The organism is Microbacterium schleiferi (genome assembly GCF_015565955.1).
Lineage (GTDB): Bacteria > Actinomycetota > Actinomycetes > Actinomycetales > Microbacteriaceae > Microbacterium > Microbacterium schleiferi_A.
On sequence record NZ_CP064760.1, the window covers coordinates 2,318,001 to 2,344,458 of the forward strand.

Genomic DNA, 26,458 nt, shown 5'->3' on the forward strand with positions numbered 1-26,458 from the left:
TTTGCAAACCGTGATCTGCCAACCGTGACCTGCGAGAGGACTCCATGACCGTCACAGCCGACCAGGTGACCCGGTTCCACGACACGTTCCGCGTTCTTGTCGAGAACGTCGAGAACGTCGTGCTCGGCAAGCGTCACGTCATCGAGCTCGCCTTCACGGCGATGATCGCGCAGGGTCATCTGCTGCTGGAGGACTACCCGGGCACGGGGAAGACCTCGCTGGCTCGGGCACTGGGTCAGAGCGTCGACGGTGTGAGTTCTCGCATCCAGTTCACCCCCGACCTCCTGCCGGGCGATGTGACAGGCATCACCGTCTACGACCAGAAGCGCGGCGAGTTCGAGTTCCATCGCGGACCCGTCTTCGCCAACATCGTGCTGGCCGACGAGATCAACCGGGCCAGTCCCAAGACCCAGTCCGCGCTGCTGGAGGTGATGGAGGAGGGACACGTCACGATCGACGGCGTGACCCGCCCGGTCGGTCAGCCCTTCCTCGTGGTCGCGACCCAGAACCCCATCGAGCAGGCAGGAACCTACCGGCTCCCCGAGGCGCAGCTCGATCGCTTCCTCATCAAGGCGACGCTGGGCTATCCCGATCACGCAGCGACCCTGCGCATCCTCGAGGGCACCGCCACCGAGCGCGTCGAGCTCTCGCCCGTGGTGTCGCTGGACGGCATCCGCGGGATGTCGGCGCTGGCTCGCGATGTCTACGTCAGTCCGGTCGTCCTCGACTACATCGCCCGGGTCGTCGAGGCCACCCGTGCGGCGGTGGAGGTACGACTCGGCGTCAGTGTGCGCGGCGCGATCGCCATCACGCGCGCCGCCAAGACCTGGGCTATCGCGCACGGCCGCGGATTTGTGACGCCGGACGACGTGAAGGCTCTCGCCGAGGCCGTCCTCTCCCACCGGCTCGTGCTGGATCCGGAGGCCGAGTTCGACGGAGTCACCGCGCGGGCGGTGATCGGTCAGGTCCTGCTGGATGTCGCGCCGCCGACCCAGCGCGAGGCGCCATGACACCCACTCCCCTTACCCGCGAGGTGACCGCGACGCAGGCGAGCAGCCGAACGCGGATGACGCAGACCCATGGCACGACGGTCATCGCCATGCGCGGGGTCGGGGTCTGGCACCGCGTCAGCGCACGATTCGTCGCGGCGTGGCGCTGGGTGCGCGGGGTCGTGCGACCCGGGGGCTGGCTCGCGCTCGCCGTCGCGACCGTGGGGTTCGGCGTCGGCATCCGCTTCGGGATCGCCGAGCTGATCGCGGCGGGCATCCTCGCGTGGGTTCTGCTGCTTCTGGCCCTCCCGTTCCTCCTCCGGGCGCGACCGTACGAGGTCGATTTCGACCTCGCGCACGACCGGGTCGTGGCCGGGTCCAGCGCCCACGCGCAGATCACGGTGCGCACGGATGCGTCCCCGGTGGCGCTGCCGGGAACCATCGACATTCCGGTCGGGACGGGAATCATCGACATTCCGGTCCCGCTGCTTCGGCGCGGAACCGCTCACACCGAAGCTGTCGAGATCCCCGCTCCCCGCCGTGGCGTGGTCCCGATCGGTCCGATCAGCTCGGTGCGCGGCGATCCGCTGGGACTGCTGCGCAGAGAGGCGACCTGGGCGCAGATTCGAACGCTCCACATCCACCCGCGCACGACCGCCATTCCGCCCACCTCGGCGGGCTTCATCCGCGACCTCGACGGCCGCCCCTCCCCGTGCTGGTCGACTCGGACATTTCGTTTCACGCGATTCGCGAGTACGTCCCCGGCGATGCGCAGCGGCACGTGCACTGGAAATCGACCGCCAAGACCGGAACGCTCATGGTCCGTCAGTACGAGCAGACCCGTCGATCACGGATGGTGATCGCGATCGACACGGATCGTGACAGCTACCGCGACGAAGACGAATTCGAACTCGCGGTCAGCGTCGCCGCGTCCCTCGGGGTCCGCGGCGTACGCGACGGCCGGGACGTTCAGGTCGTCGTCGGTGAAGAGATCCCCGAGTTCGCGCGAACCCGCGTGCGCTCGATCCGGGAACTCCCCACGATGACCGAACGCATCCTGATGGATGCCCTCGCAGGGGTGACGAGCCATGACGCCGTGAACCCGCTCTCCGAGGTCTCGGCGCTGGCTGTCGAGGCCCACAGCGACGTCTCCCTCGCCTTCCTCGTGGGCGGCTCGACGATGACGGCGGCCGGGTTGCAGCGAGCGGCGCTGGCATTCCCCTCTCACGTCGGGGTCGCGGCGGTGATCTGCGATCTCGAAGGCGAGCCGCGTCTGCGGCGCCTGGGGGACGCAACCGTGATCTCGATCGGTGTGCTCGACGATCTGCGCCAGATCCTGCTGCGCGGAGCGCAATCGTGAGGCCTGTGATGATCCTGGGTACGGCAGCGTTCATGGTGGTCGCCGCCGTCATCGGCGCGATCGGCATGTGGCCGATCTACGAGGACCCGTGGTTCGTCGTGATGGCGGCGGCAGCGATCGCCCTCTCGGTCGGTGTCGGCACGGTGTCGCTGGTGCGTGCCTGGGCGTGGTGGCGCACGGCGATCGCGTTCGCGGCTGTCTTCGTCGTCGCCGGCGTTCCCCTCGCCGTACCCGCCGTCCTCACCGACCCGAGCCAGCTTCCCGCCGCCCTCATCGGCGTGATCAGCGCGCCGGTCACAGGACCCAACAACCTGCTGACCCTGGAATTGCCGTTGGGGACCTACCAGGCGACGCTCGCCCCGGCCTTTCTCGTCCTGGTGGCCGCACCAGGGACCGCCCTGACAGTCGGCGCGAGCAGATCGCGGTGGTGGGGTATCGCGGCGCCGGTGTCGCTTGCACCGGCGGTATTCGCGATCGTCTTCGGCGCGACGACCGCGACTCCCAGCATCCTGGCCGCGCTGCCGATCGCAGGCCTCCGGGAGGCCCTGATCGGCATCGCCGCGTGCCTGACGACGCTGCTGTGGATGCTGTGGCGCTCGGTGACCGTGCGGCGCCTGGCCCTGCGCGAGGCAGGTGGCATTCGCCAGCGCTCTGCTCCCCGCGCGGCGATCGGCCGGGCGGGGATCGGCGCCGCCATGCTGGCTGTCGCCGTCATCGCCGCCGTCAGCGTCACACCGATGCTGACGGCCCTTCATCCCCGCACGGTTCCGCGCACGGCGACCGAGCCGGTCATCCGCCTCGCCCTGGAGACGAGCCCCCTGTCGACCTATCGTGCGATGTTCGGCGACGACCTCGCCGACGAGGTGCTCTTCGAGATCACGACGGCGGGGGTCGACCGCGTGCGGCTGGCGACCCTGAGCGTCTACGACGGGCAGATGGCCCGGGTCACCGACCCCGGCGCGGGGACGAGTGATTCATCAACGGCATACACGCGGCTTCCGTCGGCGCGTCTGCCGGGCGCCGGTGACGGGGTGCGGGCCGACGTCGTCATCGGTGAGGACGCCGGGATCTGGGTTCCGACCGTGGGGGCGGTGTCAGCGATCGCCTTCGACGGTCCCGATCGAGCCGCGCTGGCCGACGGCTTCTTCTACGACGCCCCCGCGGGGTCGGGTATCGAGATCAGCCCCGTGTACGGCGCCGGAACCGCGTACACGCTCCTCGCGACGACCCCGCCGGCGATGGATCTCTCGGCGGCAACGCCACCCCGCTCGGCGCCGACCGTGGACGAGGCCGTCGTTCCCGCCAGCCTCACGCAGTGGATCCGACTCCAGGATGCCGGGGGCGCCGGCGCGGGCTTGGACGACCTCATCGACCGGCTCCGGAACCGCGGATACCTCAGCCACGCCCTCGAAACGCCAGCCCCGGATGCCGCGTGGGTCGCGGACCTCGGGGACTACACCTTCGCGCCCAGCCGCGCCGGACACTCCACCGACCGCATCGATGCTCTCTTCACGGCGCTCGTGGACCGCCAGACCCAGTTTCCCGACGCGACGGACGCCGAGCTGGTCGCCGCAGCAGGCGATGACGAGCAGTTCGCTGTCGCTGCGGCCCTGATCGCCGACCAGCTCGGATTCCCGTCCCGGATCGTTGTCGGCGCCCGACTGCAGGCCGTGGACGGCTCAGCCGAAGGCATCCCTCCGTGCGACGACGGCTTCTGCCGCGGCCGCAACATCACCGCGTGGGTCGAGGTGCAGGATGTCTCGGGCACCTGGATCCCGGTCGATGTCACTCCGCAGCACGAGATCCCGATGGACGCCGTCGTCGACGAGCGGCGGGATCCCGAGAACGCGACGGATGTCGAGAGCGAACGAGCCGAGGTCGTCCAGCCTCCCGACGCCGACCCGGCCGACGCGGACCCGCGCAGCTCCGACGACGAGGAGACCGCGGCTGACCTGTCGGGCCTGATCCTGGCGGCGCGGATTGTGGGCAGCATCCTGCTCATTCTGGGTATCCTCCTCGGACCGCTCGCGCTCATCGTCGCCGCCAAGGCCTGGCGACGCCGTCGTCGACGGCACGCCCCGGTTCCCGCGGACCGGATCTCGGGGGCTGGGACGAGTGGGTGGACGCGACCATCGATCACGGCGCACCGCTGCCCGCGACCCACACGCGCGCCGAGTTCGTCGAGGCGGCCGGCGCGACTCCGGATGCTCGCCGGCTCGCGTCCCTGGCCGACCACGCGAGTTTCGCCGACGAGGCGCCGCGCGATGACGAGGCAACCGCGTTCTGGGGTCTGGTCGACCGCGAGCGCGAGCGGCTCGTCGGAGCCGGTTCGTGGCGCGATCAGCTGCGGGCGGCGCTCTCGCTGCGCTCCCTGCGGCGCGGTCGCAGCCAGCGCGGCCGCAGCACGCGTGAGGGGCGCCCGTAGCGGTTACGATCGAAGGCTATGCCCGCGCCAGAGCCCGTCATCGTCTACCCGCCGGAGCTGCCCGTCAGCGCCGCCCGGGACGAGATCGCGCGCGCCATCGAGAACAACCAGGTCGTGATCGTGGCGGGTGCGACGGGGTCGGGTAAGACGACGCAGCTCCCGAAGATCTGTCTCGAGCTCGGCCGCGGCCGCATCGCCCACACCCAGCCGCGGCGCATCGCGGCGCGCTCGATCGCCGAGCGGATCGCGCAGGAACTCCAGGTGCCGCTGGGCGGGGCCGTGGGCTACCGGGTGCGGTTCACGGATGCCGTGAGCGACGACACCCGGATCACGCTGATGACCGACGGCATCCTGCTCAACGAGATCCACCGGGATCGTCTGCTGCGTCGCTACGACACGATCATCATCGACGAGGCGCACGAGCGGTCGCTGAACATCGACTTCCTGCTCGGGTATCTGCGCCGCATCCTTCCGAAGCGCCCGGACCTGAAGGTCATCGTGACCTCGGCGACGATCGATCCCGAGAGCTTTGCCCGGCACTTCTCCCCGCGACCCAAGGATCCGGACGCGGCGGCTCCCGTCGTCGAGGTCTCGGGGCGAACCTACCCCGTCGAGGTCCGCTACCGACCCCACGATGAGAACGCCGAAGACGACATCGACGGCCTCGTCGCCGCGCTGCGCGAGCTGGATCGCGAGGAGCGAGGCGATGTTCTCGTGTTCCTGCCCGGCGAGTCCGAGATCCGCGACGCAATGGATGCCGTCCGCGGCATGTACGCGAACGATGCAGCGCCCACCGAGGTGCTCCCCCTCTACGGTCGCCTGAGCGCAGCCGAACAGCACCGGGTCTTCGAACCGTCGATGCGCGCCGGAGTGCGCCGGCGCGTCATCCTCGCTACGAATGTCGCGGAGACGAGCCTGACCGTTCCCGGTATCCGGTATGTGATCGACACCGGGACGGCACGCATCTCGCGCTACTCGGCGAGGTCGAAGATTCAACGCCTGCCGATCGAGGCGATCTCGCAAGCGTCAGCGCAGCAGCGCTCGGGCCGCGCCGGGCGAACGGCACCGGGAATCGCGATCCGGCTCTACGCCGAGGACGACTTCGCCGGGCGCCCCGAGTTCACCGAACCCGAGGTCCTGCGCACCAACCTGGCCGCCGTCCTGCTGCAGATGATGGCTCTCGGGATGGGAGATGTCGCTGCCTTCCCGTTCCTCACTCCCCCGGACTCGCGCGGCGTCAAGGCCGCGATGGACCTCCTCCTCGAGCTCGGCGCGGTCGCGGCAGGTCGGCTGACGAAGGTCGGCCGCGAGCTCGCGCGCCTGCCGATCGACCCCCGGTTGGCGCGGATGCTCGTCGAGGCGCGCCAACGGGACGTGCTGCCCAGCGTCCTGGCGATCGTGGCGGGACTGTCGATCCAGGATGTTCGCGAACGCCCCGAAGAGCAGCGTGAGCAGGCAGATCGCCTCCACGCCCGCTTCACCGACCCCACGAGCGACTTCCTGTCACTCCTCGGTCTGTGGAACTACCTGCAGGAGAAGCAGTCCGAGCTCGGCTCGAGCGCGTTCCGGCGCCTGTGCCGCGCCGAGTTCCTGAACTACGTCCGGGTGCGCGAATGGGTGGATGTGCACCGTCAGCTCGCCGACCTTCTGGGCGCGACACGCGCGAAGTCCCGCGTCGATGCCGACCCGGATGCCGTGCACCGCGCCATCCTGTCGGGACTGCTCTCGCAGATCGGCATCCGGGATGACCGCACGGCAGCCTCGGGAGCCCGGGGAGCCGGCGCCGGCAAGGCGCGCCGCCCCGTGGCGGAGTACCGAGGAGCCCGGGGAGCGCGCTTTGCGATCTTCCCCGGATCCGGCCTGCGCAAGAAGGGTCCGGATGCCGTGATGGCCGCTGAACTCGTGGAAACCTCGCGGCTGTTCGCCCGAACTGTCGCGGCGATCGATCCGGCGTGGGCCGAGGAGCTGGCCGGCGACCTCGCCCACCGCCAGCTGGGAGAGCCGCACTGGTCGCGGTCGGCCGGTGCGGCATCCGCGTACGAGAAGGTGACCCTGTTCGGGGTGGAGATCATTCCAAAGCGGCGGGTTCAGCTCGCTCGTTTCGATCGGCCCCTCGCGCGGGAGCTCTTCCTTCGCCATGCGCTCGTGGCCGGCGAATGGGATGCCGCGAACCTCGACAAGCGCCTCACGGCGTTCGACCGGCGCAACGCGGATCTACGGCGCCGCCTGGAGAAGCTCGAGGAACGGGAGCGCCGCCGCGACATTCTCGCCGGCGACGAGGCGGTGTTCGCGTTCTACGACGCACGGATCCCGCGGGACGTGTTCGATGTGCGCTCGTTCGAGTCATGGTGGCGCGATGCGTCCGCTCGCACGCCGCGCCTGCTCGACATGGGCGAGTCCGACCTTGCCGAGGGTGCCGCGAACGCCCGCAGCGACGAGTATCCCTCGCGGTGGACGCAGGGCGATCAGGTGCTCTCGCTGAGCTACCGCTTCGAGCCGGGTGCGCCCGACGATGGGGTCAACGCGGTCGTGCCGGTGGCACTGCTCGCGGGGCTTCGCGACACCGGATTCGACTGGCAGGTGCCGGGCCTGCGCGACGATCTGATCGCCGCACTCATCCGGGCGCTGCCCAAGCCCATCCGTCGCCACGTCGTACCCGCCGCCGACTGGGCGGCGCGATTCTCGGCGGACCTGGTGGGCGAGGGTCCCGAGGATCACAACGGCCTCCCGCCGATGACGCTTCGGGCGGCGCTCGCGGCGCGAGTGCAGCGCGTGGCTCATCAGCCCGTCACCGCGAGCGACTTCGACCTTGAGCGCGTTCCCGCACACCTGGGGATCTCGTTCCGGGTCGTCGACCAGCGCGGACGCACGCTCGGATCCGGACGCGATCTCGCCGGGTTGCAGCAGGAGCTCGCCGGAGCCGCGCGCGGCGCCGTGGCATCCTCACTCTCCGCCCCGAAGCGACCTCCGGCGCCTGCGCAGCGATCGCCGCGGCCGGATGCCGACGCGGCGGCCGTCACCGAGGTATCGGGGCTCACCGACTGGACGATCTCCGACCTTCCCTCCGTCGTCGATACGCGCGTGGCCGGCGGTGTCGTGCGCGGCTACCCCGCCCTCGTTGACGAGGGAGAGAGCGTGGCGCTGCGGATCGATGCGACCCCGGAGGATGCCGCGCGAGCCACGGTCGGCGGCCTTCGTCGCCTGCTGCTGCTGGCGGTGCCCTCCCCCGCCACGTATGTGCTCGACCACCTCACTGCCCCCGAGAAGCTCGCGCTGGCAGCATCCCCGTACCCGTCGGCGCGCGCACTCGTGGAAGATTGCCGGGTCGCGGTGGCTGACGCCGTCATCGGCCGGTTCTCCGAGCCGATCCGGACGCGAGCCCAGTTCGAGGCGGCGCGCGATGCGTTCTCAGCCGAGGTCACCGACGCCCTGTTCTCGGCGGTCTCGCTGTGCGCGCGCATCCTCACCGCCGCGCGCGAGGTCGAGAAGGGGCTGCGGGAGCTCAACGCCATGACCCTTCTCGCGGCACTTACCGACATTCGAGGGCAGCTGTCGGGGCTGATCTATCCCGGCTTCGTATCGGCTGTCGGGATCAGCCGGCTCGCCCACTACCCGCGATATCTTGCTGCCCTTGTCGCCCGAACCGGCGCCTTGGCCGAGAACCCGGGTCGGGATCGCCAGCGCCTGACCGAGTATGAGCGCGCGGCCGCGATCTACCGCGACGCCGGCGGGACGATTCCTCCGGCAGCGGATGCTCCCCCCACCCTCGTGCACGGTCGCTGGCTGCTCGAGGAGTACCGGGTGAGCCTGTTCGCGCAGAGCCTCGGCACAGCCGAGCCGGTATCGCTGCAACGGTTGACGAAGGCCCTCTCCGGCGCCTGAGCCCGGCGGGCGGTTCTCGCGCGGTATCGGCAGCGTCGGCCTCGGCGCGATCGAAGGCCGCGATCAAAGGCCGCGATCAAAGGCCGCGATCGAAGGGCGCGATCGAAGGGCACTGTCACACAGCGACACAGAGCGCGAGCGCAAGCACGGGTGCATGTCACCATGAGAAGGTGACCACTCCCGCGCCTGACCCCGCCGCGTCCTTCGCGACCGCACAGGTGCAGGCGGGGTACGAGCCGGGTATCGCGCAGAACACCGCTGTCGTGCCGATCTACCAGTCCAACGGGTACGAGTTCCCCTCCCTCGCGCAGGCGCGCGACGTGTTCGCGCTGCGCAGCCTCGGTAATGTCTACAGCCGCAACGCGAACCCGACCCAGGCGGTGTTCGAGCAGCGCATCGCTGCCCTCGAAGGCGGGCGAGCCGCCGTCGCGGTGGCCTCGGGGCAAGCAGCCGCAGCGGCGGCGATCCTCTCCCTGGCGTCGGCGGGTGACCACGTGGTTGCGGCCCGCCAGCTCTATGGCGGCACCGTCGATCTCCTGTCGGATTCCCTGGGCAGCCTCGGGATCGAGGTCACCTACGTCGACCAGGACGACACGGCAGCCTGGCGCGACGCGGTTCGGCCTCGCACGCGGGCCTTCTTCGCCGAGACGATCACCAACCCGCTCGCGACGGTGCTCGACATCCGTGCTGTCGCCGATATCGCCCATGCCGCGGGCGTGCCGCTGGTCGTCGACAACACCGTCGCCTCGCCCTACCTGGTGCGCCCCGGCGAGCACGGAGCCGATATCGTCATCCACTCCGCCACGAAGTACATCGGGGGCACGGCGTCGCGCTCGGCGGCGTCGTGGTCGACATCGGATCGTTCGACTTCGGCGCCGACCCCGAGCGGTGGCCGCAGTTCACGACGCCCTACCGCCGTTTCGGCGACCTCGTGCTGTGGGACCGGTTCGGTGAGCAGGGCCTGGCTCTTGTGGTGTACATCAAGACCCGGTTCGTGCACGACTTCGGGACGACGCTGCCGGCGTGGTCCTCCTTCCAGCTGCTGCAGGGTCTGGAGACTCTCGACCTGCGGATGCAACGTCATTGCGCGAGCGCACTCGCGGTCGCGCGCTTCCTCGAGCAGCACCCCGCCGTGGAGCGGGTGTGGCATCCGGGGCTGCCCTCGAGCCCGTGGCATGCGACGGCCCAGCGCTACCTGCCGCGCGGGGCGTCATCGGTGTTCTCGTTCGATCTCGTCAGCACCGGCGATGCGGATGCCGATGATCGCCGCGTCGAGCGAGTCATCGATGCCCTGCGCGTCATCCGCCTCGTCGCGAATATCGGCGATGCCCGCAGCATGGTCAACCACCCGGCATCCATGACGCACCTGCACCTGACCGCGGATCAGCTGCGCGACGCCGACATCTCGCCGCGGACGATCCGGCTGTCGATCGGCCTCGAGGACGAGGCCGACCTCATCGCCGACCTCGCCCAGGCGCTGGGCTAAGCGACCTCGCCCAGGCGCTGGGCTAGGAGGCTTCGATGAGCGCGCGGTAGAACCCGATGCCCCGCAGCCATACCTCGACCCGGATGCGCTCGTTGTGGGAGTGCAGCGTGTCACGCTCTGCCCGCGTGAGGTGGAACGGCGTGAACCGATAGACGTGCTCGCTGATCGCCGTGAACCACCGGCTATCACTTGCACCGAGCTGTACATACGGCGTCGGGACGACATCCGTACCGAGCGTCGAGACGACAGCGCCGGCGATTCGCCGCCACGGCTCTCCCCGCCACGGCGAGACCGGCGACGGGTTCGACGCGTGACGGATCTCGATCTCGACATTGTCGTCGGACACCGCGCGGCGCACGTGCGCCGTCGCGCTCTCGATCGTGTCTCCTGTGAGCAGACGGATGTTGACAGAGGCCTTTGCGCTCGTGGCCAGGACGTTCTCGCCGGGAGCACCACTGAGTTCGGTCACGACCGCGGTGGTGCGTACCATCGCGTTGGTCTCGGGTCCGCCCAGCGTGAAGGCGCCGGCCAGAATCGGTCCCGTGATCTCGCCGCGGCGGAACAGGGTCCGAAGTGGCTCGGGGGCGTGCGGCGAGAGCGTTGCGAGCATTGCGCGCACGGGGGAGCGAGCCGGGTCGGAAAGGGCTTGCGCCGCAGCCGGTCGATCGCCCGAGCCAGGCGTGCGGTAGCCGGCATGGCGGGTGGCGTCGATGCGTGCCCGCCCTGCTCACGGACGGTCATCACGAGGGTCATGACGCCGCGCTCGGCGACACCGATCATCGCCGTCGGGATGGTGACGCCCGGGATGATTCCCTCGACGACGGCGCCTCCCTCGTCGAGAACCAGTCCCGGATGGATGCCCCGCTCCGTCAGGTGGGCAACGATCCCGCGGGCACCATCTCCCGCCGTCTCTTCGTTATGACCGAACGAGAGATAGATGTCGCGCGCCGGCGTGTGGCCGTCCGCGACCAGCGTTTCCACGGCTTCGAGAATCGCGACGAGAGATCCCTTGTCGTCGATCGCACCGCGCGCATGGAGTTCGGCCTCCTCGCCCTCGCCGACGATTTCGGCTCCGAACGGCGGATGCTCCCACTCCTCGTCGACGACGGGGACGACATCCATGTGGGCCATGAGCACGAGCGGGTCCTCGGAGGTGGCACCCGGCCAGCGGTAGAGCAGGGAGTGTCGGGCGATCACCTCGCGCTCGAGACGCTCGTGGGTCTGGGGGTACAGACGTTCCAGTGCGCGGTGGAACTCGTCGAACACTGCGGCATCCATGCGCGACTCATCGGCGTACGAGACGGTGGGGATGGACAGGAGTTCCCGGAAACGGTCCAGCGCGGTGGTCATTCTTCGAGGCTACTCGCGGCGCCGGGCAGACGGCATCCTGACTACGCTCGAGGTATGACTGCACTGCGTTGGGGAATTCTGGCGACCGGAGGCATCGCGCACGCCTTCACGAGCGACCTGCGGACGGCTGGTCTGTCGGTGTCGGCTGTCGGGTCCCGCCGCCCGGAGGCCTCGGAGGCGTTCGCTGCGCAGTTCGACATCCCCCACGCCCACGGCTCCTACGAGGAGCTCGTCGCCGACCCCGACGTCGATATCGTCTACATCGCCACGCCGCATCCGATGCACGCCGACAACGCCGTGCTCGCCCTGGAAGCGGGCAAGCACGTGCTGATCGAGAAGCCGTTCACCCTCACCGGGGCCGAGGCCGAGCGCGTGCGCGAGGTTGCCCGATCGCGCGGGCTGCTGGCGATGGAAGCGATGTGGACCCGATACCTCCCGCATATGGTGCGGATCCGCGAGATCATCGCCGCGGGCACCCTGGGTGAGATCCGCACCGTGTTCGCCGACCATACGCAACGAATCTCGTCGGATCCGGGGCACCGCCTGAACGCCCTCGAGCTCGGCGGCGGGTCGCTCCTGGACCTCGGGATCTATCCCGTCTCGTTCGCGTGGGACGTGCTCGGCGCGCCGGTGACGGTGACAGCCCGGGGCCGCCTGGGTGACACGGGCGCTGACGCAGAGGTTGCGACGATCTTCACGCACGAGGGCGGCGCGGTTTCGACGTCGATATCGACCTCGCGGGCCGTCGGACCCAATACCGCTCACGTGCTGGGCACCGACGCACGCATCGATATCGATCGGGTCTGGTACACCCCGACCTCGTTCCGGGTCGTCGCCGCGGACGGGACCGTGATCGAGGAGTATCAGAGCGAGGTCGAGGGACGCGGCATGCAGTATCAGGCTCTCGCCGCCGAGCGATTGCTCGCCGAGGGCAAGACCGACAGCGACCTGCTCCCGCTAGACGAATCGGTCGCCATCATGCATGACCTCGATGAGCTGCGCGCCCAGCTCGGTGTGCGCTACCCCGGCGAGTAGCGGCCCAGCCAGAGCGATCTGGGCTCAGGCGGCGGCCGAGTCCACCCGGAACACGGGAAGTCGGCGCTCCGGAGCAACGATGTACTGACGACCGCTCGGTGAGATCCACAGCAGCGACCCGTCTCCGGTCTGGATGACCCGCCACCCGCCATGGTGCTTGACCGTATGGTGCCCCTGACAGAGCGGGGCAGTATTCACAACCGAGGTCTCACCACCGTGTTCCCAGGCGAGCGAGTGGTCGATCTGACATCGGGAGGCGGGGACTCCGCACCCCGGCGCCATACATCTGTCGGCGCGCCATTTCGTCAGCGCCACCATGTCTGGCGGTGGTCGGTACCGGGTTCTGCCGACCGAAAGAACGACCCCGGTTTCGGGGTGGGTCAGTACCCGAATCCAGGACGACGCCGCGCCGGCGAGTTCTCGCGCTGTCTCGATCGGAATGGGACCGACGCCCTCCACGACCGCGGGGTCGTGGGCGCCGTCCCCATCCGCACCGAGCAGCGCAAGCGCAGGGATCGTCACGACAACCGTGGGGCGAATGCCGCGCACATCCTCCGGGTGAGCAGGAACGATGCCGTCGAGCAGGAGATCGCACAGGATGTCGGCACGGATCTCGTCCAATGTGCGGTCATCGGGCTGAGAGCCGTTGCCGTCGCCGCCCCGCGCCGCGAGCAATGCCTTGCCCTTCGCTGTCATCCGTCCGTGGATCGCGTGCGCTTCGACCGTGGGAACCAGTGCGTGCAGCCAGGACATCCCGTCAACATCCGGCTCGACGAAGATCCGGCGGCGCCGGACGGCGTGCTCGTGACGCACCGACAGTGAAGGCGCCAGTTCCCGGTCGATGAGGCGTCGCAGTGCCCGCCGGAACGGACCGACCGCGAGGGACTCGGCGAGGTCGCGCGCATTCTCGACGAGCCGTGCCGCAACGTCTGGTTCGAGAGGAGCGAACTCATCCACGATGATCGTGGCGTGCCGCTCGGTCATTCCCGCGCGGGCCAGCGAATCCCAGACCGTCGGGTACCGATGCACGAGAGCCTGGGCCCGGTACATCAGCATGCCTGCCTGGTTCTCGGTGATCCGGAGTGCTGCGGCAAGCTCCAGGCGCACCGACCGCTCGATCAGCTCCCGCGAACCGCCGCCGTACCGCGTGACGTCGTCGAGCGCCTCCAGACGAAGCTGGTCGATGCGAGCGAGCCGCTGAGCAGCGAACACAGCCTCCATCGTCGCGACTTCGAGCACGAGCGCCACGGCGTCGGGCTGCGGTGGCACCCAACCGACTTCGTCGTCGAAGTCGCAGACATCCCCCTCGTAGACACCGGCGTCGTGCGGATCAGCCCAGATCGCGCCATCCACGTCACGGGCGTGCTCGCCCGGGTTTGTGATGCCGACCTCGTCCATACCCCGACACTACGAGGGGGTTCCGACATTGAGCCCTCGCGGGACCCGGCCGGAGGGATCTGCCCCGTCAGCGTCGCGTCGACCACCAGGCCCACGCGACGAGCACGGGCTGGAAGAACAGCCGAACGAGGCGTTTCGTGTCGGTGTCGAGGCCGAAACCGTCGCGCTTCTCGACGTACTGCGAGACGTTGCCGGGGAAGATCGCGATGAAGAATGCCGCCAGGATCGCGCCGACGCGGCGCCGCTCCTTGGGCAGGGCGACAAGCGCCGTGCCGAGCATCACCTCGACCACACCCGAGGCGACGACGATCGCATCCTCGTCGAGCGGTGAGAGCTCTGCAGCCCACGGCGGCACCTGCGCCTGGAACTCCTTGCGAGCGACCGTGAGGTGCGTCACCCCCGCGAAGATCATCGCGCCGCCCAGCATCCACCTCAGTACTGTTCGCATGCGCCCAGCCAATCCCGCGCACCGGGGATTGTCAACGACGTTGACGAATGCCGACGCTCGCGCCTCGGTCAGCGTTCGGGCGAGATCGCGACGGCGAGCGCCCAGACGACCAGAAGCGGCTGCAGCAGGAGCCGCGCGAAGCGTCGCGTGTCCGTGTCGAGCAGCGGCGCTGACCGCCTCGTCCGCCATTGATGGACGTTGCCCGGGAACACCGCGATGAAGAATGCCGCCACCGCAGCGCCGAGGCGTGCCCGTTCGCGGGGCAGCGCCACCAAGCCAGCGCCGAGCATGATCTCCACCGCTCCCGAGCCGACGACGATCGCATCCTTGTCGGTGCGCAGCATCCGTGTCGCCCACTCCGGCACCACGATGCGGTAGCCACGCCTGCCCCAGGTCAGGTGCGACACCCCCGCGGTAACCAGCAGAGCGGCCAGCAACCAGCGGAGCAGTGTCATGCCGTGCGCCGACCCGCGGCCGGGTGGACCTCGATGGGTTCTTCGTGCAAGCCCCGCAGCGCCTGCGAGAGCTCGGGCGCGCCCTTCGATAGCTCACGGTCCAGGGCACGAACTCGCTTCTCCGCCTCGGCAAGAGCCCAGTCACCCTTCTCCGTGACCCGCAACTCGGATGCCGACCCGGCGTGAGCCGTCGAATCGTGCACGAACCCCTCATCGACAAGCGTGCGCACTGCCGTGTGCGCCGTCTGCACCGTGATCTGCGATCGCCGGGCGAGTTCACTGAAGGAAATCCCCGGCATTCCGTAGATGTGGCCGAGCAGCGCATACTTGCGGGTCGTGAGCCCGAGGTCTTTCAGAACAGCCCCGAGCTGCGCCTCCCAGATGCTCGACATGGTCAGCAGCGCGATGACCGGGCTGAACCGTCGTTGCTGAGCTGCCACGGGAACTCCTTCTGCCGGACGCCTGATCCTTCATGGTATCTCGCGACCTTTCGAACTCACGGGAGAGATCGTCGTGCATAAAGAAGTCAAGCCGCGACGACCGGGAAAAAGGTCCCTACGCAATCCGGCGTATGCCGTGTCATGATCGAAAAATGGACACCTCGCTGTACGACATCCGGAAGGACCTCAGCAGGGCCCTCGCGGAGCTCCACGAGGCCCAGCAGAGCTATCCCGACGACCCGACCCTGCGTGCGATCGACAACTTGCAGTCGGCCGTCGAGCGCCTCACCGACATCCTGGAGGAGATTCACTCCTTCTTCTCCCTCCCCGTCCCGACGACGACCGGCCCGCACCCGGTCGCATCGGGTTCCGGGCATCGCCATCACCGGTAGGACTCGAAAGCCGGCGGGCGCCTAGGCGATCAGCCGCTGCTGCCTGGCAGCCTCGACCAAGGCTTCCTTGTGCCCGTCATCGGCGAGTGAGATCAGGGCCAGCGCGCGTTCCTGCGTCGACAGTCCCCGCAGATTCACCATGCCGTGCTCGGTCACGACGTGCTCGACATCCATGCGCTCGTCGGTGACGATGTCGACCCGCGGCACGATCGTCGAGATAGCCCCACCCTTCGCGGTGGCCGGCAGCACCACGAACGACTTGCCGCCTCGCGATTTGGCAGCCCCCGTCACGAAGTCGAACTGTCCCCCGACCCGGAGTACTGCACGCCGCCGATCATCTCTGCGTTGACCTGCCCGTAGAGGTCGACCTGGATGGCCGCGTTCACCGAGATCATGTCGTCATTACGGGCAATCACCTGCGGATCGTTGACGTAGTCGGCAGGGAAACTCACCATCGACGGGTTGTCGTTCATGAAGGCGTAGGTGTGGGCATCCCCGACCGCGGACGTCCACACATGCCGCCGCGGATGCAGGCTCTTGCGTCGCCCCGTGATGACGCCGGCCTCGATGAGCGGCACGAACACGGATGAGAAGAGCGCCGAGTGGATGCCGAGATCGCGGTGATCTCCGAGGGCTACAGCGACCGCGGCAGGAACCCTGCCGGCGCCGATCTGCAGGGTTGCACCGTTAGGAATGTGCGCCGCGACGTGCGCCGCGATGGCGAGGTCGGCATCCGTCGGGGGCGCCTCGGCGACCTCGGGGAGCGGCGAGGCGTGCTCGACGACCGCGTCCACTTCGTCGATGTGGAGCAGGGACTCGCCGAACACCCGGGGCATGAGGGGATTCACCTCGACAATCAGGCGGCGGCAGGCCCGGGCTGCGACGCTCGCGTAGTCGTTGACGACGCCGAAGGAGAAGTGGCCGCTCGCGTCCATCGGGCTGACCTGCACGAGAAAGGTGTCGATGTCGAGGTGTTCGCGGATCACCCGCGGCAGATTCGAGAAGTTGACCGGGATGAAATCGAGGGTCTCCCGGTCGGCCCGGGCCGGATCGGCGATGATGTGGTGATCGCGTCCGGCGACGAAGAAGGTGTGCGCGCGGACCTTCTCGATGACGCCCGGCCGCAGGATGCTGTCGCCGATCGCGTCGCCGCCCATGCCGTAATACAGGTCGAGCCCGGCGAGGTCGTCGGTCCGGATGCGGTCGGCCAGGGCTGCGAGAACCGCCGGCGGCGCGCCGAGCCCCATGGCCACCAGCACCTGGACGCCCGAGGGCACGGATGCCGCGGCGTCCGCCGCCGACATGAGTTTGCGGCGGTAGTCGTCCTGTACCGGCATCCGTTGTCCTCCCGTGCTGTCGCCAACGGATCCACTCTGGCACGGGCACTGGCGACGGTGTCGAGCGTCGGCGCTACTCTCATGCCATGACCTCGCGCGTCCTCGCTCCCGACCTCTCTGGCATCGACAAGCCGAAGGGTCCGGCGTCGTACTTTCCGAGTATCGAGAAGTCATACGGTCGCCCTGTGCAGGACTGGATCGACATCGCCGTCGAGAAGCTGGATGCGGGAGCGACCCACATGGCTGTGGTTGATGTCCTCAAGACAGAGCACGGGATGGGCCACGGCCACGCGAACGCTGTCGTCGCGTACACGAAGGCGGCACTCGCACAGGGCTAGCGTGGGTCCAGTGACCCTGGACCTCGACGCTCTTCAGCCCTTCCCCGACACTGCCGGCCCTGACCACCGCGCCCACGATGCAGCGGATCGGCTGCTTCTCGACGAGTCAGCGGAGGCGCGCAGAGGCATGGCGCGACGGGACATCGTCGTGATCGGTGACACCTTCGGGCCCTGGCTCTTGCCTGCGCGAGCGATGCCGCCGACGGCGCCGTCCGTGTTCACCAGGACTCCCTCGGCGGCGAGCACGCCCTCGCAGCCAATGCACGGTCGTCGGGCCTCGACGCATCCGTCTCCTCCCTCGCTCTCGATGCAGAGGCAGTGCGCGGTGCGCGGGTTGTGCTGCTGCGTCTTCCGCGTTCCCTCGAGGCTCTCCGCGACATCGCGGGGGTGATCGCCGCGCACGCTGATCCCGACGTCGTGGTCTTCGCTGGCGGGCGGATCAAACACATGAGCCTCGGCATGAACGATGTGCTGCGTGAGCACTTCGCCACGGTGGATGTCTCGCACGCCCGGCAGAAGTCCCGAGTGCTCGTCGCGCGCGGCCCTCGCGGCGGTCGGGATCCCGAACCGTCTGCGGCACAGCTGCGTGTCGGCGACACGGATGTCGAGGTCCGCGCCTTCGGCGGTGTGTTCGCGGGCGCGACGCTCGACATCGGAACCCGCCTGCTGCTGGAGAACCTGCCCGAGACGATTCCTGGGGAGGCGGACGATCAGGCGATCGACCTGGCATGCGGGAACGGGATCGTCGGAGCGGCCCTCGCGCTCAGGCATCCGGAGCTGCGGGTCTACGCGTCGGACGATTCATCGGCCGCTGTTGCTTCGGCTCGCGCGACTGCGGCAGCGAACGGGATCGCCGACCGGATGACGGTGGTTCGCGATGACGCGCTGTCGCAGCTGCCGGACGCGAGCGCATCGTTCATCGCCCTGAACCCGCCGTTTCACCGTGGCTCGGCCATCGACGAGACGATCGCGCGCCACCTGTTCGCAGACGCTGCGCGCGTGCTGCGCCCCGGCGGCGAACTGTGGTCCGTCTGGAATTCCGCGCTACGGTACCGTCCGTCGCTCGAGAAGCTCGTCGGCCCCACCCGTCAGGTCGCGCGCACCCCGAAGTTCACGGTCACGGCCTCGACGCGCCGCTGATTGCGGCACCCGGCCCGCAACACCGGACCTAGAAGTCCCAGTCCTCGTCCTCGGTCGCGACGGCCTTGCCGATGACGTACGACGAGCCCGACCCCGAGAAGAAGTCGTGGTTCTCGTCGGCGTTCGGCGAGAGGGCCGACAAGATGGCGGGGTTAACGTTCGTCACCGACTCGGGGAACATCGCCTCGTAGCCGAGGTTCATCAGCGCCTTGTTGGCGTTGTAGTGCAGAAACTTCTTGACGTCCTCGGTCAGACCGACGCCGTCGTAGAGGTCCTGGGTGTACTGCACCTCGTTGTCGTAGAGCTCGTACAGCAGCGAGAACGTGTAGTCCTTGATGTCCTGGCGCTTGGCCTCGTCGACCCGTTCGAGTCCCTTCTGGAACTTGTAGCCGATGTAGTAGCCGTGCACTGCCTCGTCACGGATGATGAGGCGGATGAGGTCGGCAGTGTTGGTGAGCTTCGCGCGGCTGGACCAGTGCATGGGCAGGTAGAAGCCCGAGTAGAAGAGGAACGACTCCAGCAGGGTCGAAGCAACCTTGCGCTTGAGGGGCTCATCGCCGCGGTAGTACTCCATGACGATCTGCGCCTTGCGCTGCAGGTTCTCGTTCTCAACCGACCAGCGGAACGCCTCGTCGATCTCCTTCGTCGAGCACAGCGTCGAGAAGATCGACGAATAGCTCTTCGCGTGCACCGACTCCATAAACGCGATGTTCGTGTACACGGCCTCTTCGTGCGGCGTGATCGCGTCGGGGATCAGCGACACAGCGCCAACTGTGCCCTGGATCGTGTCCAGGAGCGTGAGGCCTGTGAACACCCTCATCGTGAGGGTCTGCTCGTCGGGGGTGAGCGTGTTCCACGACTGCACATCGTTGGACAGCGGCACCTTCTCGGGCAGCCAGAAGTTGTTGACGAGACGGTTCCAGACCTCAAGGTCCTTGTCGTCCTGGATGCGGTTCCAGTTGATCGCCTGCACGTGGTCGATCAGCTTGAGCTTCTCGGTCATTGTCGTCTTTCTCGCGGATTCGAATCGGCGCAGCTCAGAGCATGCAGCTGACGCACTCCGTCATGTCGGTGCCCTCGAGGGCCATCTGACGCAGACGGATGTAATAGATGGTCTTGATGCCCTTCTTCCAGGCGTAGATCTGTGCCCGGTTGATGTCGCGCGTGGTCGCGGTGTCTTTGAAGAAGAGCGTCAGCGAGAGGCCCTGGTCGACGTGCTGCGTCGCCGCAGCGTAGGTGTCGATGACCTTCTCGTAGCCGATCTCGTAGGCATCCTGGTAGTACTCCAGGTTCTCGTTGGTCATGAACGGCGCGGGGTAGTAGACCCGGCCGAGCTTGCCCTCCTTGCGGATCTCGATCTTCGAGGCGATCGGGTGGATCGAGCTCGTCGAGTTGTTGATGTACGAGATCGAGCCGGTCGGGGGCACGGCCTGCAGATTCTGGTTGTAGATGCCGTGGGCCTGCACTGACGCCTTCAGCTCGCGCCAGTCGTCCTGCGTGGGGATCTGGTGGCCAGCGAACAGCTCACGCACCCGCTCGGTCTGCGGAACCCACTCCTGCTCGGTGTACTTGTCGAAGAACTCGCCCGATGCGTAAGTCGAGTCGGCGAATCCTTCGAACGCCGTCCCCCGCTCGATGGCGAGCTTGTTCGACGCCCGCAGCGCGTGGAAGAGCACCGTGTAGAAGTAGATGTTCGTGAAGTCCAGGCCCTCTTCCGAGCCGTAGTGGACGTGCTCGCGAGCGAGGTAGCCGTGCAAGTTCATCTGGCCGAGACCGATCGCGTGCGAACGGTCGTTGCCATCCTCGATCGAACGCACCGACGAGATGTGGCTCTGGTTGCTGACCGCGGTGAGAGCACGGATGGCGGTGTCGACCGTGCGACCGAGGTCGCCGCCGTCCATCGCCAGGGCGATGTTCATCGAGCCGAGGTTGCACGAGATGTCCTTGCCGATCTCGGCGTATGAGAGGTCCTCGTTGTAGGTCGTGGGGGTGTTGACCTGCAAGATCTCCGAGCAGAGGTTCGACATGTTGATCCGGCCCTTGATGGGGTTGGCCCGGTTCACGGTGTCTTCGAACATGATGTACGGGTAGCCGGACTCGAACTGGATCTCGGCGAGGGTCTGGAAGAACTCGCGCGCATTGATCTTCGTCTTCTTGATGCGCGGATCATCAACCATCTCGCGGTACTTGTCAGTCACCGAGATGTCGCCGAACGGAACGCCATAGACGCGCTCGACGTCATAGGGCGAGAAGAGGTACATGTCCTCGCCGTTCTTGGCCAGCTCGAACGTGATGTCGGGAACGACGACCCCGAGCGAGAGCGTCTTGATGCGGATCTTCTCGTCGGCGTTCTCACGCTTGGTGTCGAGGAACCGCAGGATGTCAGGGTGGTGCGCGCTGAGGTACACAGCACCGGCGCCCTGGCGCGCGCCCAGCTGGTTGGCGTAGCTGAAGCTGTCTTCGAGCAGCTTCATGACGGGGATGATGCCGCTGGACTGGTTCTCGATCTGCTTGATCGGGGCACCCGACTCGCGGATGTTCGAGAGCAGCAGGGCGACGCCGCCGCCGCGCTTGCTCAACTGCAGCGCAGAGTTGATGCCGCGGGCGATCGACTCCATGTTGTCTTCGATGCGCAGCAGGAAGCACGACACGAGTTCACCGCGCTGAGCCTTGCCGGTGTTCAAGAACGTCGGGGTCGCCGGCTGGAAGCGACCCGAGATGATCTCGTCGACGAGCTGCGTCGCGAGGGCCTCATCACCGTCGGCGAGGCCGAGGGCGGTCATCACAACACGGTCCTCGAAGCGCTCCAGGTAGCGCTTCCCGTCGAAAGTCTTGAGCGTGTAGCTCGTGTAGTACTTGAACGCGCCGAGGAACGTCTCAAAACGGAACTTCTTCTCGAACGCGTGGTCGTGCAGCGAGGAGATGAACTCGAACGAGTACTGCTCCAACACCGCGGGCTCGTAGTACTGCTTGTCGACCAGGTAGTCCAGCTTCTCCTTGAGCGAGTGGAAGAAGACCGTGTTCTGGTTGACGTGCTGCAGGAAGTACTCGCGGGCGGCACGCTTGTCAGCGTCGAACTGGATCTTCCCGTCCGGCCCGTAGAGGTTCAGCATCGCATTGAGCGCGTGATAGTCGAGGCCCTCGAACCGGGGCTCACTCTTGAATGCCGTCTCTGTCACTGCAGCTTCCACCATCGTTCCAATCCTTCACTCACGCGGGTGACGTCTTCTGACGTGCCGAACAGTTCGAGCCTGTACAAGTGCGGCACGTGACACTTGCGGCTGATGATGTCTCCGGCGGCGCAGAACGCGTCGCCGAAGTTGGTGTTTCCCGCGGCGATAACGCCGCGGATCAGGGATCGGTTCTGCTCGACGTTGAGGAACCGGATGACTTGCTTGGGGACCGCGCCTCGTTCCTCACCCCGGCCCTGCCCTCCCCCGTAGGTGGGGGTGACGAGGACGAAGGGCTCATCGACAACGAGCATCGGCTCGGACGCGAAGAGGGGGATGGACTGAGCGCGCAGTCCCAACTTCTCGATGAAGCGCGCCGTGTTCTGCGAAACGCTCGAGAAGTACACGAGCAACGGCGTCTCTGTCGCGATCGCCGTGCTCATGGCTCAGGCGAGACGCGAAGCGAGCTCGTCGATCTTGTCGGGACGGAAGCCCGACCAGTGGTCCTCGTCAGTGATGACGACGGGGGCCTGCAGGTACCCCAGGGCCTTGACCTGCTCGAGGGCCGCCGGGTCCTGCGACAGGTCGAGAACGTTGTAGTCGATGCCCTTGGAGTCCAGCGCGCGGTAGGTAGCGGTGCACTGCACGCATGCCGGCTTGGTGTAAACCGTGATCGCCATGTTAGATCCGTTGTCCCCTCAAAATTCTTCGTCCGACCGGCAGCTCCCCCGCCGGGAGTCCAATACTACATATGGGTGCCGACATCAGATAGCACCACAAGGGGTAGTAGTTACATTCGTGTAGTTTTCCACCGCTCTCCTCAGATACAACGCGATTTGTCCACCGTTTCATCCACAGATCGAGCACCTCGCAAAAGCTGGGAGAAGCCTGAAATCATGCGGCTCCGTGGCCCCGCATCCGTCATCTCTCCACAGCGCGAGGCTACGGCGATCCACCGACATCGAATTCGCCTGTGGATAGCGCCTCCGGCGTGTCGCGGCGTGTCGCGGCGCGTCGACCGGATGCCGCGACGGCGGACTCTCCGCGACAGGCTCCGTGCCCGCGCCGATATCGCTGAACCAGCCCCGCCACGACTACCGTAGGAGGGTGGCGGGTTATGGAGAACTGCTGCGCACTCCGGGGGTCGCGCGCATCATCGCTGCACAGTTGACGGCACGGTTCCCGAACGGAATGACAAGCCTCGCGATCCTGCTGCACATCGAGCAGGTCACCGGCTCCTACGGGTCTGCAGGACTGGTGCTGGCGGCGACCTCGGTCGGGCAGGCGGTCGCGGGTCCGATCACCAGCAGATGGATGGGTCTGTGGGGCATGCGGCGCGTGCTGACCGTCACGCTGGTCATCTGCGCCGCCGCGATCGCGGGCATCGCCGCCTTCAGCCTCCCCCTCCCGGCCTATATGGTGCTGGGGCTCATCGCTGGTCTGTCCACACCGCCGGTGCAATCGGCGGTTCGCACCATCTACCCCAAGATGGTGAACTCGCGTCAAGTGACGCCGCTGTACTCCCTGGATGCCTCGCTGCAGGAGATCATCTGGGTCGTCGCGCCCGTCCTCATCACCTTCGTCGCGACACAGATCGGTACGGTGCAGGCTCTCGCGCTCATCGTCGTCGTGCTGCTGGGTGGCGGAGCCTGGTTCATCCTCTCCCCGAAGTTGGCCGGGTACGAATCCCACGCAGTCGGCGCAGCTTCGGAAAGGTTCTCGGCAAGCCGGCCGTGCTGCTGGCGACCATCGTGGGCTTCCTCGTCATCGGAGCGTGCGCCGCTGTCGAGGTGGGTGTGGTCGCGACCTTCGGACATGACGGCATCGAGGCGGGGCTCGTGCTTGCCGTCTTCGCGATCGGCAGCCTTGTCGGCGGACTCTCGTTCGGACACATCCCCATCGGGCCGTGGGCGATGGCCCGACGGATGCTGATCGTTGCGGTCGGACTAAGCCTGACGATGGTTTCGCTGAACGTCTGGTGGCTGGGCGGAACTCTCGTCCTCGCGGGCCTCGGCGTCGCGCCCGCGCTCGCGGTGATCTTCGCCATGACCTCGGCAAGCGTGAAGTTCAGCGAGACCGCCGAGGCCTACGGATGGATCGGCACGGGTCAGCTCATCGGCGCCGCCGCCGGATCCGCTGTGGCGGGCTTCCTCGTCGACGGTGTGGGGCCGCAGGGTGCGTATCTGGCCGCCGCGCTGTTCGCCGTCTTCGGCGCAGCCGTGGCCATCGTGTTCGTCCGCGGCTTCCCCGACCTTCGTCATCGGGATCCGAGCCCCATCCCCGATACCGAGCCGGTCCCGACGATCACCTGAGCCCGCGTCGCCCGCATCGGGTCGGCCTACGATGAGTCTGTGACGTACACGCGGCTTGCCTGGACCCTCGTCGCGATCGCCCTGCTGATCGTCACCGTCTTCGAGAGCATCGGCCACGGCTGGGTCACCGCAGGAATCATCATCGTGTTCGCGCTCTTGCCGGAGGTCTCGCTCATCGGCGCTTTCGGTGGCGAACGGGGCATCATGCGTCCCGAGCGCGTCGCGTTCTACAACGGGCTGCATCAGGCGTGGATTCCGGCGCTCCTCTTCTTCCTCGGCGGGTCGATGGCTTACCTCTGGGCGATGCGGGAGATCGGGCTGCCGCTGTTCTGGTGCGGCATGGGGTGGCTGCTGAACATCGCGCTGGCTCGAACAGTCGGCGTGGGGCTGCGGGCGCCGGATGGCACGAACATTCCCGTGGGCACGTACGGACCGCGCACCCGCTGAAAGGATGCCGAGACCATGACCACTCCCGTCGACCTGCCTCGCCAGGGCTGGGGTGACCCGTCATCACCCCGGCGCGCACTCCTCGTGCACGGCCTCGGATCCACCGGCGCCCTCATGTGGCGCTTCGGCGTCGAGCTGAGCGGCCACGGGTGGTTCGCCCAGGCTGTCGACCTCCGCGGGCATGGGAGCGCACCGCGAACCCTCGACTACACGATCGGCGCGTACGCTACCGATCTCGCGGCCTGCCACCCTCGGGACGAGGCGCCGTGGGATCTCGTGATCGGTCACTCGCTGGGCGGCACGACAGCAGTCGTCGCCGCGGCATCCGCCCCCGACTGGACTCGCCGACTCGTCCTCATCGATCCCGCGATCCAGCTCGACGAGGAGGACCGAGAGGGGGTGCGCGAGAGCCAGCAGCGACAGTTCGACGACCCGACAGCAGCCGCGGTACGCGCCGAGCATCCGTCGTGGCATCCGCTGGATATCGAGCTCAAGGTGCGGAGCATCCATGAGGTCAGCCGCTGGGCGGTCGAACAGACCAGTGAGCAGAATCAGGAATGGGACGTGCGGCTTCCAGCGTTGTCGCTCGACGTGCCCATCCATGTCATTGCCGGCGATCCTGCGGTGTACGCGCTGTTCCGCGGCGACATCGTGGAGCAGCTGCTGACGCGCCCGTCCATCACGATGTCCGTTGTCGAGGGGGCCGGGCATTCACCGCACCGCGACGCCCCCGACGAGACGATGCGTCAGCTGTGGGAGGCCCTGGCATGACGACCAACGCGACCCCCTTCGACCCGGCATCCGTGCTGCCCGACACTCTTCTCGACCGGTTCCGGGAGCGCGCGGCGCAGCACGACAGCGACAACACGTTCCCGCACGACGACCTTGCAGACCTGACGGATGCCGGTTATCTCGCGCTGTTCGCCCCGACCGAGCTCGGAGGGGCGGGCCTGGGACTTGCGGAGGTGTCGCTGTTGCAGCAGCGACTGGCCACCGCAGCACCGGCGACGGCGCTCGCGATCAACATGCACCTGGTCTGGACCGGCGTGGCGAAGGCGCTCGCCGACCGGGGAGTCGATGACCTGCGCTTCGTGCTCGAGGGAGCCGTGGCAGGCGAGATCTTCGCCTTCGGCATCAGCGAAGCGGGCAACGATCTCGTGCTGTTCGGCAGCGACACGGATGCTGCGCCCCGCGCCGACGGCTCGTATGCCTTCACCGGCACGAAGATCTTCACCTCCCTCGCGCCCGTCTGGACGCAACTCGGGCTGCACGGGCTGGACACCACCTCACCCGACGGGCCGCGGATGGTGTATGCGTTCGTGCCGCGCTCCGAGGAAAACGCGGGACGGATCGCCACCCGCGATGACTGGAACACGCTCGGCATGCGGGCGACACAGTCGCGAACGACGCACCTGCGCGGCGCGGTTGCCGCCGCCGATCGCGTCGTGCGTCGCATCCCCCCGGGCCCGAACCCCGACCCGATCGTGTTCGGCATCTTCAGCGTCTTCGAGATCCTGCTGGCATCCGTGTACACGGGTATCGCCCGCCGCGCTCTGGATGTCGCTGTCGCCACCGTCGGCACGCGACGATCGAAGAAGACCGGACTCACCTACAGTCAGGACCCCGACATCCGCTGGCGGATCGCCGACATGGCCCTGGCCTACGATGCCCTCCCACCGCAGCTGGAGACGCTCAGTCGAGACGTCGACACCCTCGTCGATCACGGGCCGCGGTGGTTCTCGCTGCTGTCGGGCGTGAAGCATCGCGCGGTCACGATGGCCAAGGCCGTCGTGGATGATGCGATCCTCGTCGCGGGCGGGTCAAGCTACTTCGCCGGCAGCGAGCTCAGCCGCCTCTACCGCGACGTGCTGGCGGGGATGTTCCACCCGTCCGACCCGGAATCGGCTCACTCGACCGTCGCAACGGCCTGGCTGGGTCCGGTCGAGAGCTGACGGCTCAGCCGGCAGCCGAGCTCTAGCGAGTCCAGCGTCGTGACGCAAGGGCGTCGCGCGCTCCGCGCTCCCGACGTATCGTCGCCCTCATGTTGCCCGCAG

At 67.7% G+C, this 26,458-nt stretch carries 21 protein-coding genes and 4 pseudogenes; 14 read left to right on the top strand and 11 right to left on the bottom strand.

Translation table 11 applies throughout. From position 1 onward, the window contains the following. Nucleotides 1-44: 44 nt before the first annotated feature. From IT882_RS11200 to IT882_RS11220, 6 genes and pseudogenes are all read left to right on the top strand, one after another. Entirely contained in the window at nucleotides 45-1,010 is a 966-nt protein-coding gene (locus IT882_RS11200) for an AAA family ATPase (protein WP_195691925.1), read from the top strand. After that, nucleotides 1,007-1,849: a hypothetical protein gene (locus IT882_RS16565; protein WP_229382077.1), complete on the top strand. Its 843-nt coding sequence runs from the start codon at nucleotides 1,007-1,009 to the stop codon at nucleotides 1,847-1,849. The genes IT882_RS11200 and IT882_RS16565 overlap by 4 nt, the downstream gene beginning before the upstream one ends. Next, nucleotides 1,771-2,349 (top strand): DUF58 domain-containing protein, encoded by a 579-nt coding sequence (locus IT882_RS11205; protein ID WP_229382078.1) that lies wholly within the window; start codon nucleotides 1,771-1,773, stop codon nucleotides 2,347-2,349. Before IT882_RS16565 ends, IT882_RS11205 begins: the two co-directional genes overlap by 79 nt. Next, the gene (locus IT882_RS11210; protein ID WP_195691927.1) at nucleotides 2,346-4,892 is read left to right on the top strand and encodes a transglutaminase-like domain-containing protein; all 2,547 of its coding nucleotides are present in this window, start codon (nucleotides 2,346-2,348) and stop codon (nucleotides 4,890-4,892) included. Before IT882_RS11205 ends, IT882_RS11210 begins: the two co-directional genes overlap by 4 nt. Further along, nucleotides 4,793-8,656: an ATP-dependent RNA helicase HrpA gene (gene hrpA / locus IT882_RS11215; RefSeq protein ID WP_195691928.1), complete on the top strand. Its 3,864-nt coding sequence runs from the start codon at nucleotides 4,793-4,795 to the stop codon at nucleotides 8,654-8,656. The genes IT882_RS11210 and hrpA overlap by 100 nt, the downstream gene beginning before the upstream one ends. Nucleotides 8,657-8,919: 263 nt before the next feature. Continuing rightward, nucleotides 8,920-10,142 (top strand): annotated as a pseudogene (locus tag IT882_RS11220) (O-acetylhomoserine aminocarboxypropyltransferase/cysteine synthase family protein). 22 nt (nucleotides 10,143-10,164) lie between these two features. Here IT882_RS11220 and IT882_RS16570 read toward each other — a convergent pair. Continuing rightward, nucleotides 10,165-10,632: a M20/M25/M40 family metallo-hydrolase gene (locus tag IT882_RS16570; RefSeq protein WP_324253875.1), complete on the bottom strand. Its 468-nt coding sequence runs from the start codon at nucleotides 10,630-10,632 to the stop codon at nucleotides 10,165-10,167. Then, a complete protein-coding gene (locus IT882_RS17115) occupies nucleotides 10,608-11,492 on the bottom strand; it encodes a M20/M25/M40 family metallo-hydrolase (RefSeq protein WP_324253876.1) in 885 nt (294 codons plus the stop codon). The genes IT882_RS16570 and IT882_RS17115 overlap by 25 nt, the downstream gene beginning before the upstream one ends. A gap of 54 nt (nucleotides 11,493-11,546) precedes the next feature. Here IT882_RS17115 and IT882_RS11230 point away from each other — a divergent pair, with 54 nt between their 5' ends. Continuing rightward, nucleotides 11,547-12,527, top strand: a complete 981-nt coding sequence (locus tag IT882_RS11230) for a Gfo/Idh/MocA family protein (RefSeq protein ID WP_195691929.1) — start codon at nucleotides 11,547-11,549, stop codon at nucleotides 12,525-12,527. A gap of 24 nt (nucleotides 12,528-12,551) precedes the next feature. On the opposite strand, the gene IT882_RS11235 is transcribed toward IT882_RS11230, so the two are convergent. The 4 genes from IT882_RS11235 to IT882_RS11250 form a co-directional block, all read right to left on the bottom strand. Next, nucleotides 12,552-13,925, bottom strand: coding sequence for an HNH endonuclease signature motif containing protein (locus IT882_RS11235; RefSeq protein WP_229382080.1), 1,374 nt, complete (start codon nucleotides 13,923-13,925; stop codon nucleotides 12,552-12,554). 67 nt (nucleotides 13,926-13,992) lie between these two features. Further along, on the bottom strand, nucleotides 13,993-14,373 hold the full coding sequence (locus IT882_RS11240; protein ID WP_195691930.1) for a hypothetical protein: 381 nt from the start codon (nucleotides 14,371-14,373) through the stop codon (nucleotides 13,993-13,995). 68 nt (nucleotides 14,374-14,441) lie between these two features. After that, nucleotides 14,442-14,828 carry a hypothetical protein gene (locus tag IT882_RS11245; RefSeq protein ID WP_195691931.1) on the bottom strand — a complete coding sequence of 129 codons (387 nt, stop codon included), beginning with the start codon at nucleotides 14,826-14,828 and terminating at the stop codon, nucleotides 14,442-14,444. Continuing rightward, nucleotides 14,825-15,268 carry a MarR family winged helix-turn-helix transcriptional regulator gene (locus IT882_RS11250; protein ID WP_229382081.1) on the bottom strand — a complete coding sequence of 148 codons (444 nt, stop codon included), beginning with the start codon at nucleotides 15,266-15,268 and terminating at the stop codon, nucleotides 14,825-14,827. Before IT882_RS11250 ends, IT882_RS11245 begins: the two co-directional genes overlap by 4 nt. Before the next feature lie 152 nt (nucleotides 15,269-15,420). Between IT882_RS11250 and IT882_RS11255 the strand changes: the two genes are divergently transcribed. Continuing rightward, nucleotides 15,421-15,660, top strand: a complete 240-nt coding sequence (locus IT882_RS11255; protein ID WP_195691932.1) for a hypothetical protein — start codon at nucleotides 15,421-15,423, stop codon at nucleotides 15,658-15,660. Nucleotides 15,661-15,681: 21 nt separating this feature from the next. On the opposite strand, the pseudogene IT882_RS11260 reads toward IT882_RS11255, so the two are convergent. Beyond that, a pseudogene (locus IT882_RS11260) lies at nucleotides 15,682-17,171 on the bottom strand (acetyl-CoA hydrolase/transferase family protein). On the opposite strand from IT882_RS11260, the gene IT882_RS11265 reads away from it, so the two are divergent. Continuing rightward, nucleotides 17,084-17,335, top strand: coding sequence for a DUF4287 domain-containing protein (locus tag IT882_RS11265; RefSeq protein ID WP_195691933.1), 252 nt, complete (start codon nucleotides 17,084-17,086; stop codon nucleotides 17,333-17,335). The pseudogene IT882_RS11260 and the gene IT882_RS11265 sit on opposite strands and share 88 nt — an antisense overlap. 10 nt (nucleotides 17,336-17,345) lie before the next feature. Further along, nucleotides 17,346-18,475, top strand: a pseudogene (locus tag IT882_RS11270) (class I SAM-dependent methyltransferase). A 28-nt stretch (nucleotides 18,476-18,503) separates the two neighbouring features. Here IT882_RS11270 and nrdF read toward each other — a convergent pair. From nrdF to nrdH, 4 genes are read right to left on the bottom strand one after another with little or no spacing between them, the layout of a single operon-like run. Beyond that, nucleotides 18,504-19,478, bottom strand: coding sequence for a class 1b ribonucleoside-diphosphate reductase subunit beta (nrdF, locus tag IT882_RS11275; RefSeq protein WP_195691934.1), 975 nt, complete (start codon nucleotides 19,476-19,478; stop codon nucleotides 18,504-18,506). Nucleotides 19,479-19,512: 34 nt separating this feature from the next. Next, entirely contained in the window at nucleotides 19,513-21,669 is a 2,157-nt protein-coding gene (gene nrdE / locus IT882_RS11280) for a class 1b ribonucleoside-diphosphate reductase subunit alpha (protein ID WP_195691935.1), read from the bottom strand. Next, nucleotides 21,651-22,088: a class Ib ribonucleoside-diphosphate reductase assembly flavoprotein NrdI gene (nrdI, locus tag IT882_RS11285; RefSeq protein ID WP_195691936.1), complete on the bottom strand. Its 438-nt coding sequence runs from the start codon at nucleotides 22,086-22,088 to the stop codon at nucleotides 21,651-21,653. The genes nrdE and nrdI overlap by 19 nt, the downstream gene beginning before the upstream one ends. A 3-nt stretch (nucleotides 22,089-22,091) precedes the next feature. Then, the gene (nrdH, locus tag IT882_RS11290) at nucleotides 22,092-22,325 is read right to left on the bottom strand and encodes a glutaredoxin-like protein NrdH (protein ID WP_195691937.1); all 234 of its coding nucleotides are present in this window, start codon (nucleotides 22,323-22,325) and stop codon (nucleotides 22,092-22,094) included. Nucleotides 22,326-22,752: 427 nt separating this feature from the next. Between nrdH and IT882_RS11295 the strand changes: the two are divergent. The 4 genes and pseudogenes from IT882_RS11295 to IT882_RS11310 all read left to right on the top strand — a co-directional run bounded on the left by IT882_RS11295 (nucleotide 22,753) and on the right by IT882_RS11310 (nucleotide 26,356). Further along, nucleotides 22,753-23,957, top strand: a pseudogene (locus IT882_RS11295) (MFS transporter). A 39-nt stretch (nucleotides 23,958-23,996) separates the two neighbouring features. Continuing rightward, the gene (locus tag IT882_RS11300; protein WP_195691938.1) at nucleotides 23,997-24,404 is read left to right on the top strand and encodes a hypothetical protein; all 408 of its coding nucleotides are present in this window, start codon (nucleotides 23,997-23,999) and stop codon (nucleotides 24,402-24,404) included. Nucleotides 24,405-24,419: 15 nt separating this feature from the next. Next, a complete protein-coding gene (locus tag IT882_RS11305) occupies nucleotides 24,420-25,175 on the top strand; it encodes an alpha/beta fold hydrolase (RefSeq protein ID WP_195691939.1) in 756 nt (251 codons plus the stop codon). Continuing rightward, nucleotides 25,172-26,356, top strand: a complete 1,185-nt coding sequence (locus IT882_RS11310) for an acyl-CoA dehydrogenase family protein (RefSeq protein ID WP_195691940.1) — start codon at nucleotides 25,172-25,174, stop codon at nucleotides 26,354-26,356. The genes IT882_RS11305 and IT882_RS11310 overlap by 4 nt, the downstream gene beginning before the upstream one ends. Nucleotides 26,357-26,458 lie beyond the last annotated feature (102 nt).

Excerpts from the sequence above, each read along its gene's own strand:
- IT882_RS11200 (WP_195691925.1), top strand. The coding sequence starts at position 45 with ATGACCGTCACAGCCGACCAGGTGACCCGGTTCCACGACACGTTCCGC.
- IT882_RS16565 (WP_229382077.1), top strand. The coding sequence starts at position 1,007 with ATGACACCCACTCCCCTTACCCGCGAGGTGACCGCGACGCAGGCGAGC.
- hrpA (WP_195691928.1), top strand. The coding sequence starts at position 4,793 with ATGCCCGCGCCAGAGCCCGTCATCGTCTACCCGCCGGAGCTGCCCGTC.
- IT882_RS16570 (WP_324253875.1), bottom strand. The coding sequence starts at position 10,632 with ATGGTACGCACCACCGCGGTCGTGACCGAACTCAGTGGTGCTCCCGGC.
- IT882_RS17115 (WP_324253876.1), bottom strand. The coding sequence starts at position 11,492 with ATGACCACCGCGCTGGACCGTTTCCGGGAACTCCTGTCCATCCCCACC.
- IT882_RS11230 (WP_195691929.1), top strand. The coding sequence starts at position 11,547 with ATGACTGCACTGCGTTGGGGAATTCTGGCGACCGGAGGCATCGCGCAC.
- IT882_RS11235 (WP_229382080.1), bottom strand. The coding sequence starts at position 13,925 with ATGGACGAGGTCGGCATCACAAACCCGGGCGAGCACGCCCGTGACGTG.
- IT882_RS11240 (WP_195691930.1), bottom strand. The coding sequence starts at position 14,373 with ATGCGAACAGTACTGAGGTGGATGCTGGGCGGCGCGATGATCTTCGCG.
- IT882_RS11245 (WP_195691931.1), bottom strand. The coding sequence starts at position 14,828 with ATGACACTGCTCCGCTGGTTGCTGGCCGCTCTGCTGGTTACCGCGGGG.
- IT882_RS11255 (WP_195691932.1), top strand. The coding sequence starts at position 15,421 with ATGGACACCTCGCTGTACGACATCCGGAAGGACCTCAGCAGGGCCCTC.
- IT882_RS11265 (WP_195691933.1), top strand. The coding sequence starts at position 17,084 with ATGACCTCGCGCGTCCTCGCTCCCGACCTCTCTGGCATCGACAAGCCG.
- nrdF (WP_195691934.1), bottom strand. The coding sequence starts at position 19,478 with ATGACCGAGAAGCTCAAGCTGATCGACCACGTGCAGGCGATCAACTGG.
- nrdE (WP_195691935.1), bottom strand. The coding sequence starts at position 21,669 with ATGGTGGAAGCTGCAGTGACAGAGACGGCATTCAAGAGTGAGCCCCGG.
- nrdI (WP_195691936.1), bottom strand. The coding sequence starts at position 22,088 with ATGAGCACGGCGATCGCGACAGAGACGCCGTTGCTCGTGTACTTCTCG.
- nrdH (WP_195691937.1), bottom strand. The coding sequence starts at position 22,325 with ATGGCGATCACGGTTTACACCAAGCCGGCATGCGTGCAGTGCACCGCT.
- IT882_RS11305 (WP_195691939.1), top strand. The coding sequence starts at position 24,420 with ATGACCACTCCCGTCGACCTGCCTCGCCAGGGCTGGGGTGACCCGTCA.
- IT882_RS11310 (WP_195691940.1), top strand. The coding sequence starts at position 25,172 with ATGACGACCAACGCGACCCCCTTCGACCCGGCATCCGTGCTGCCCGAC.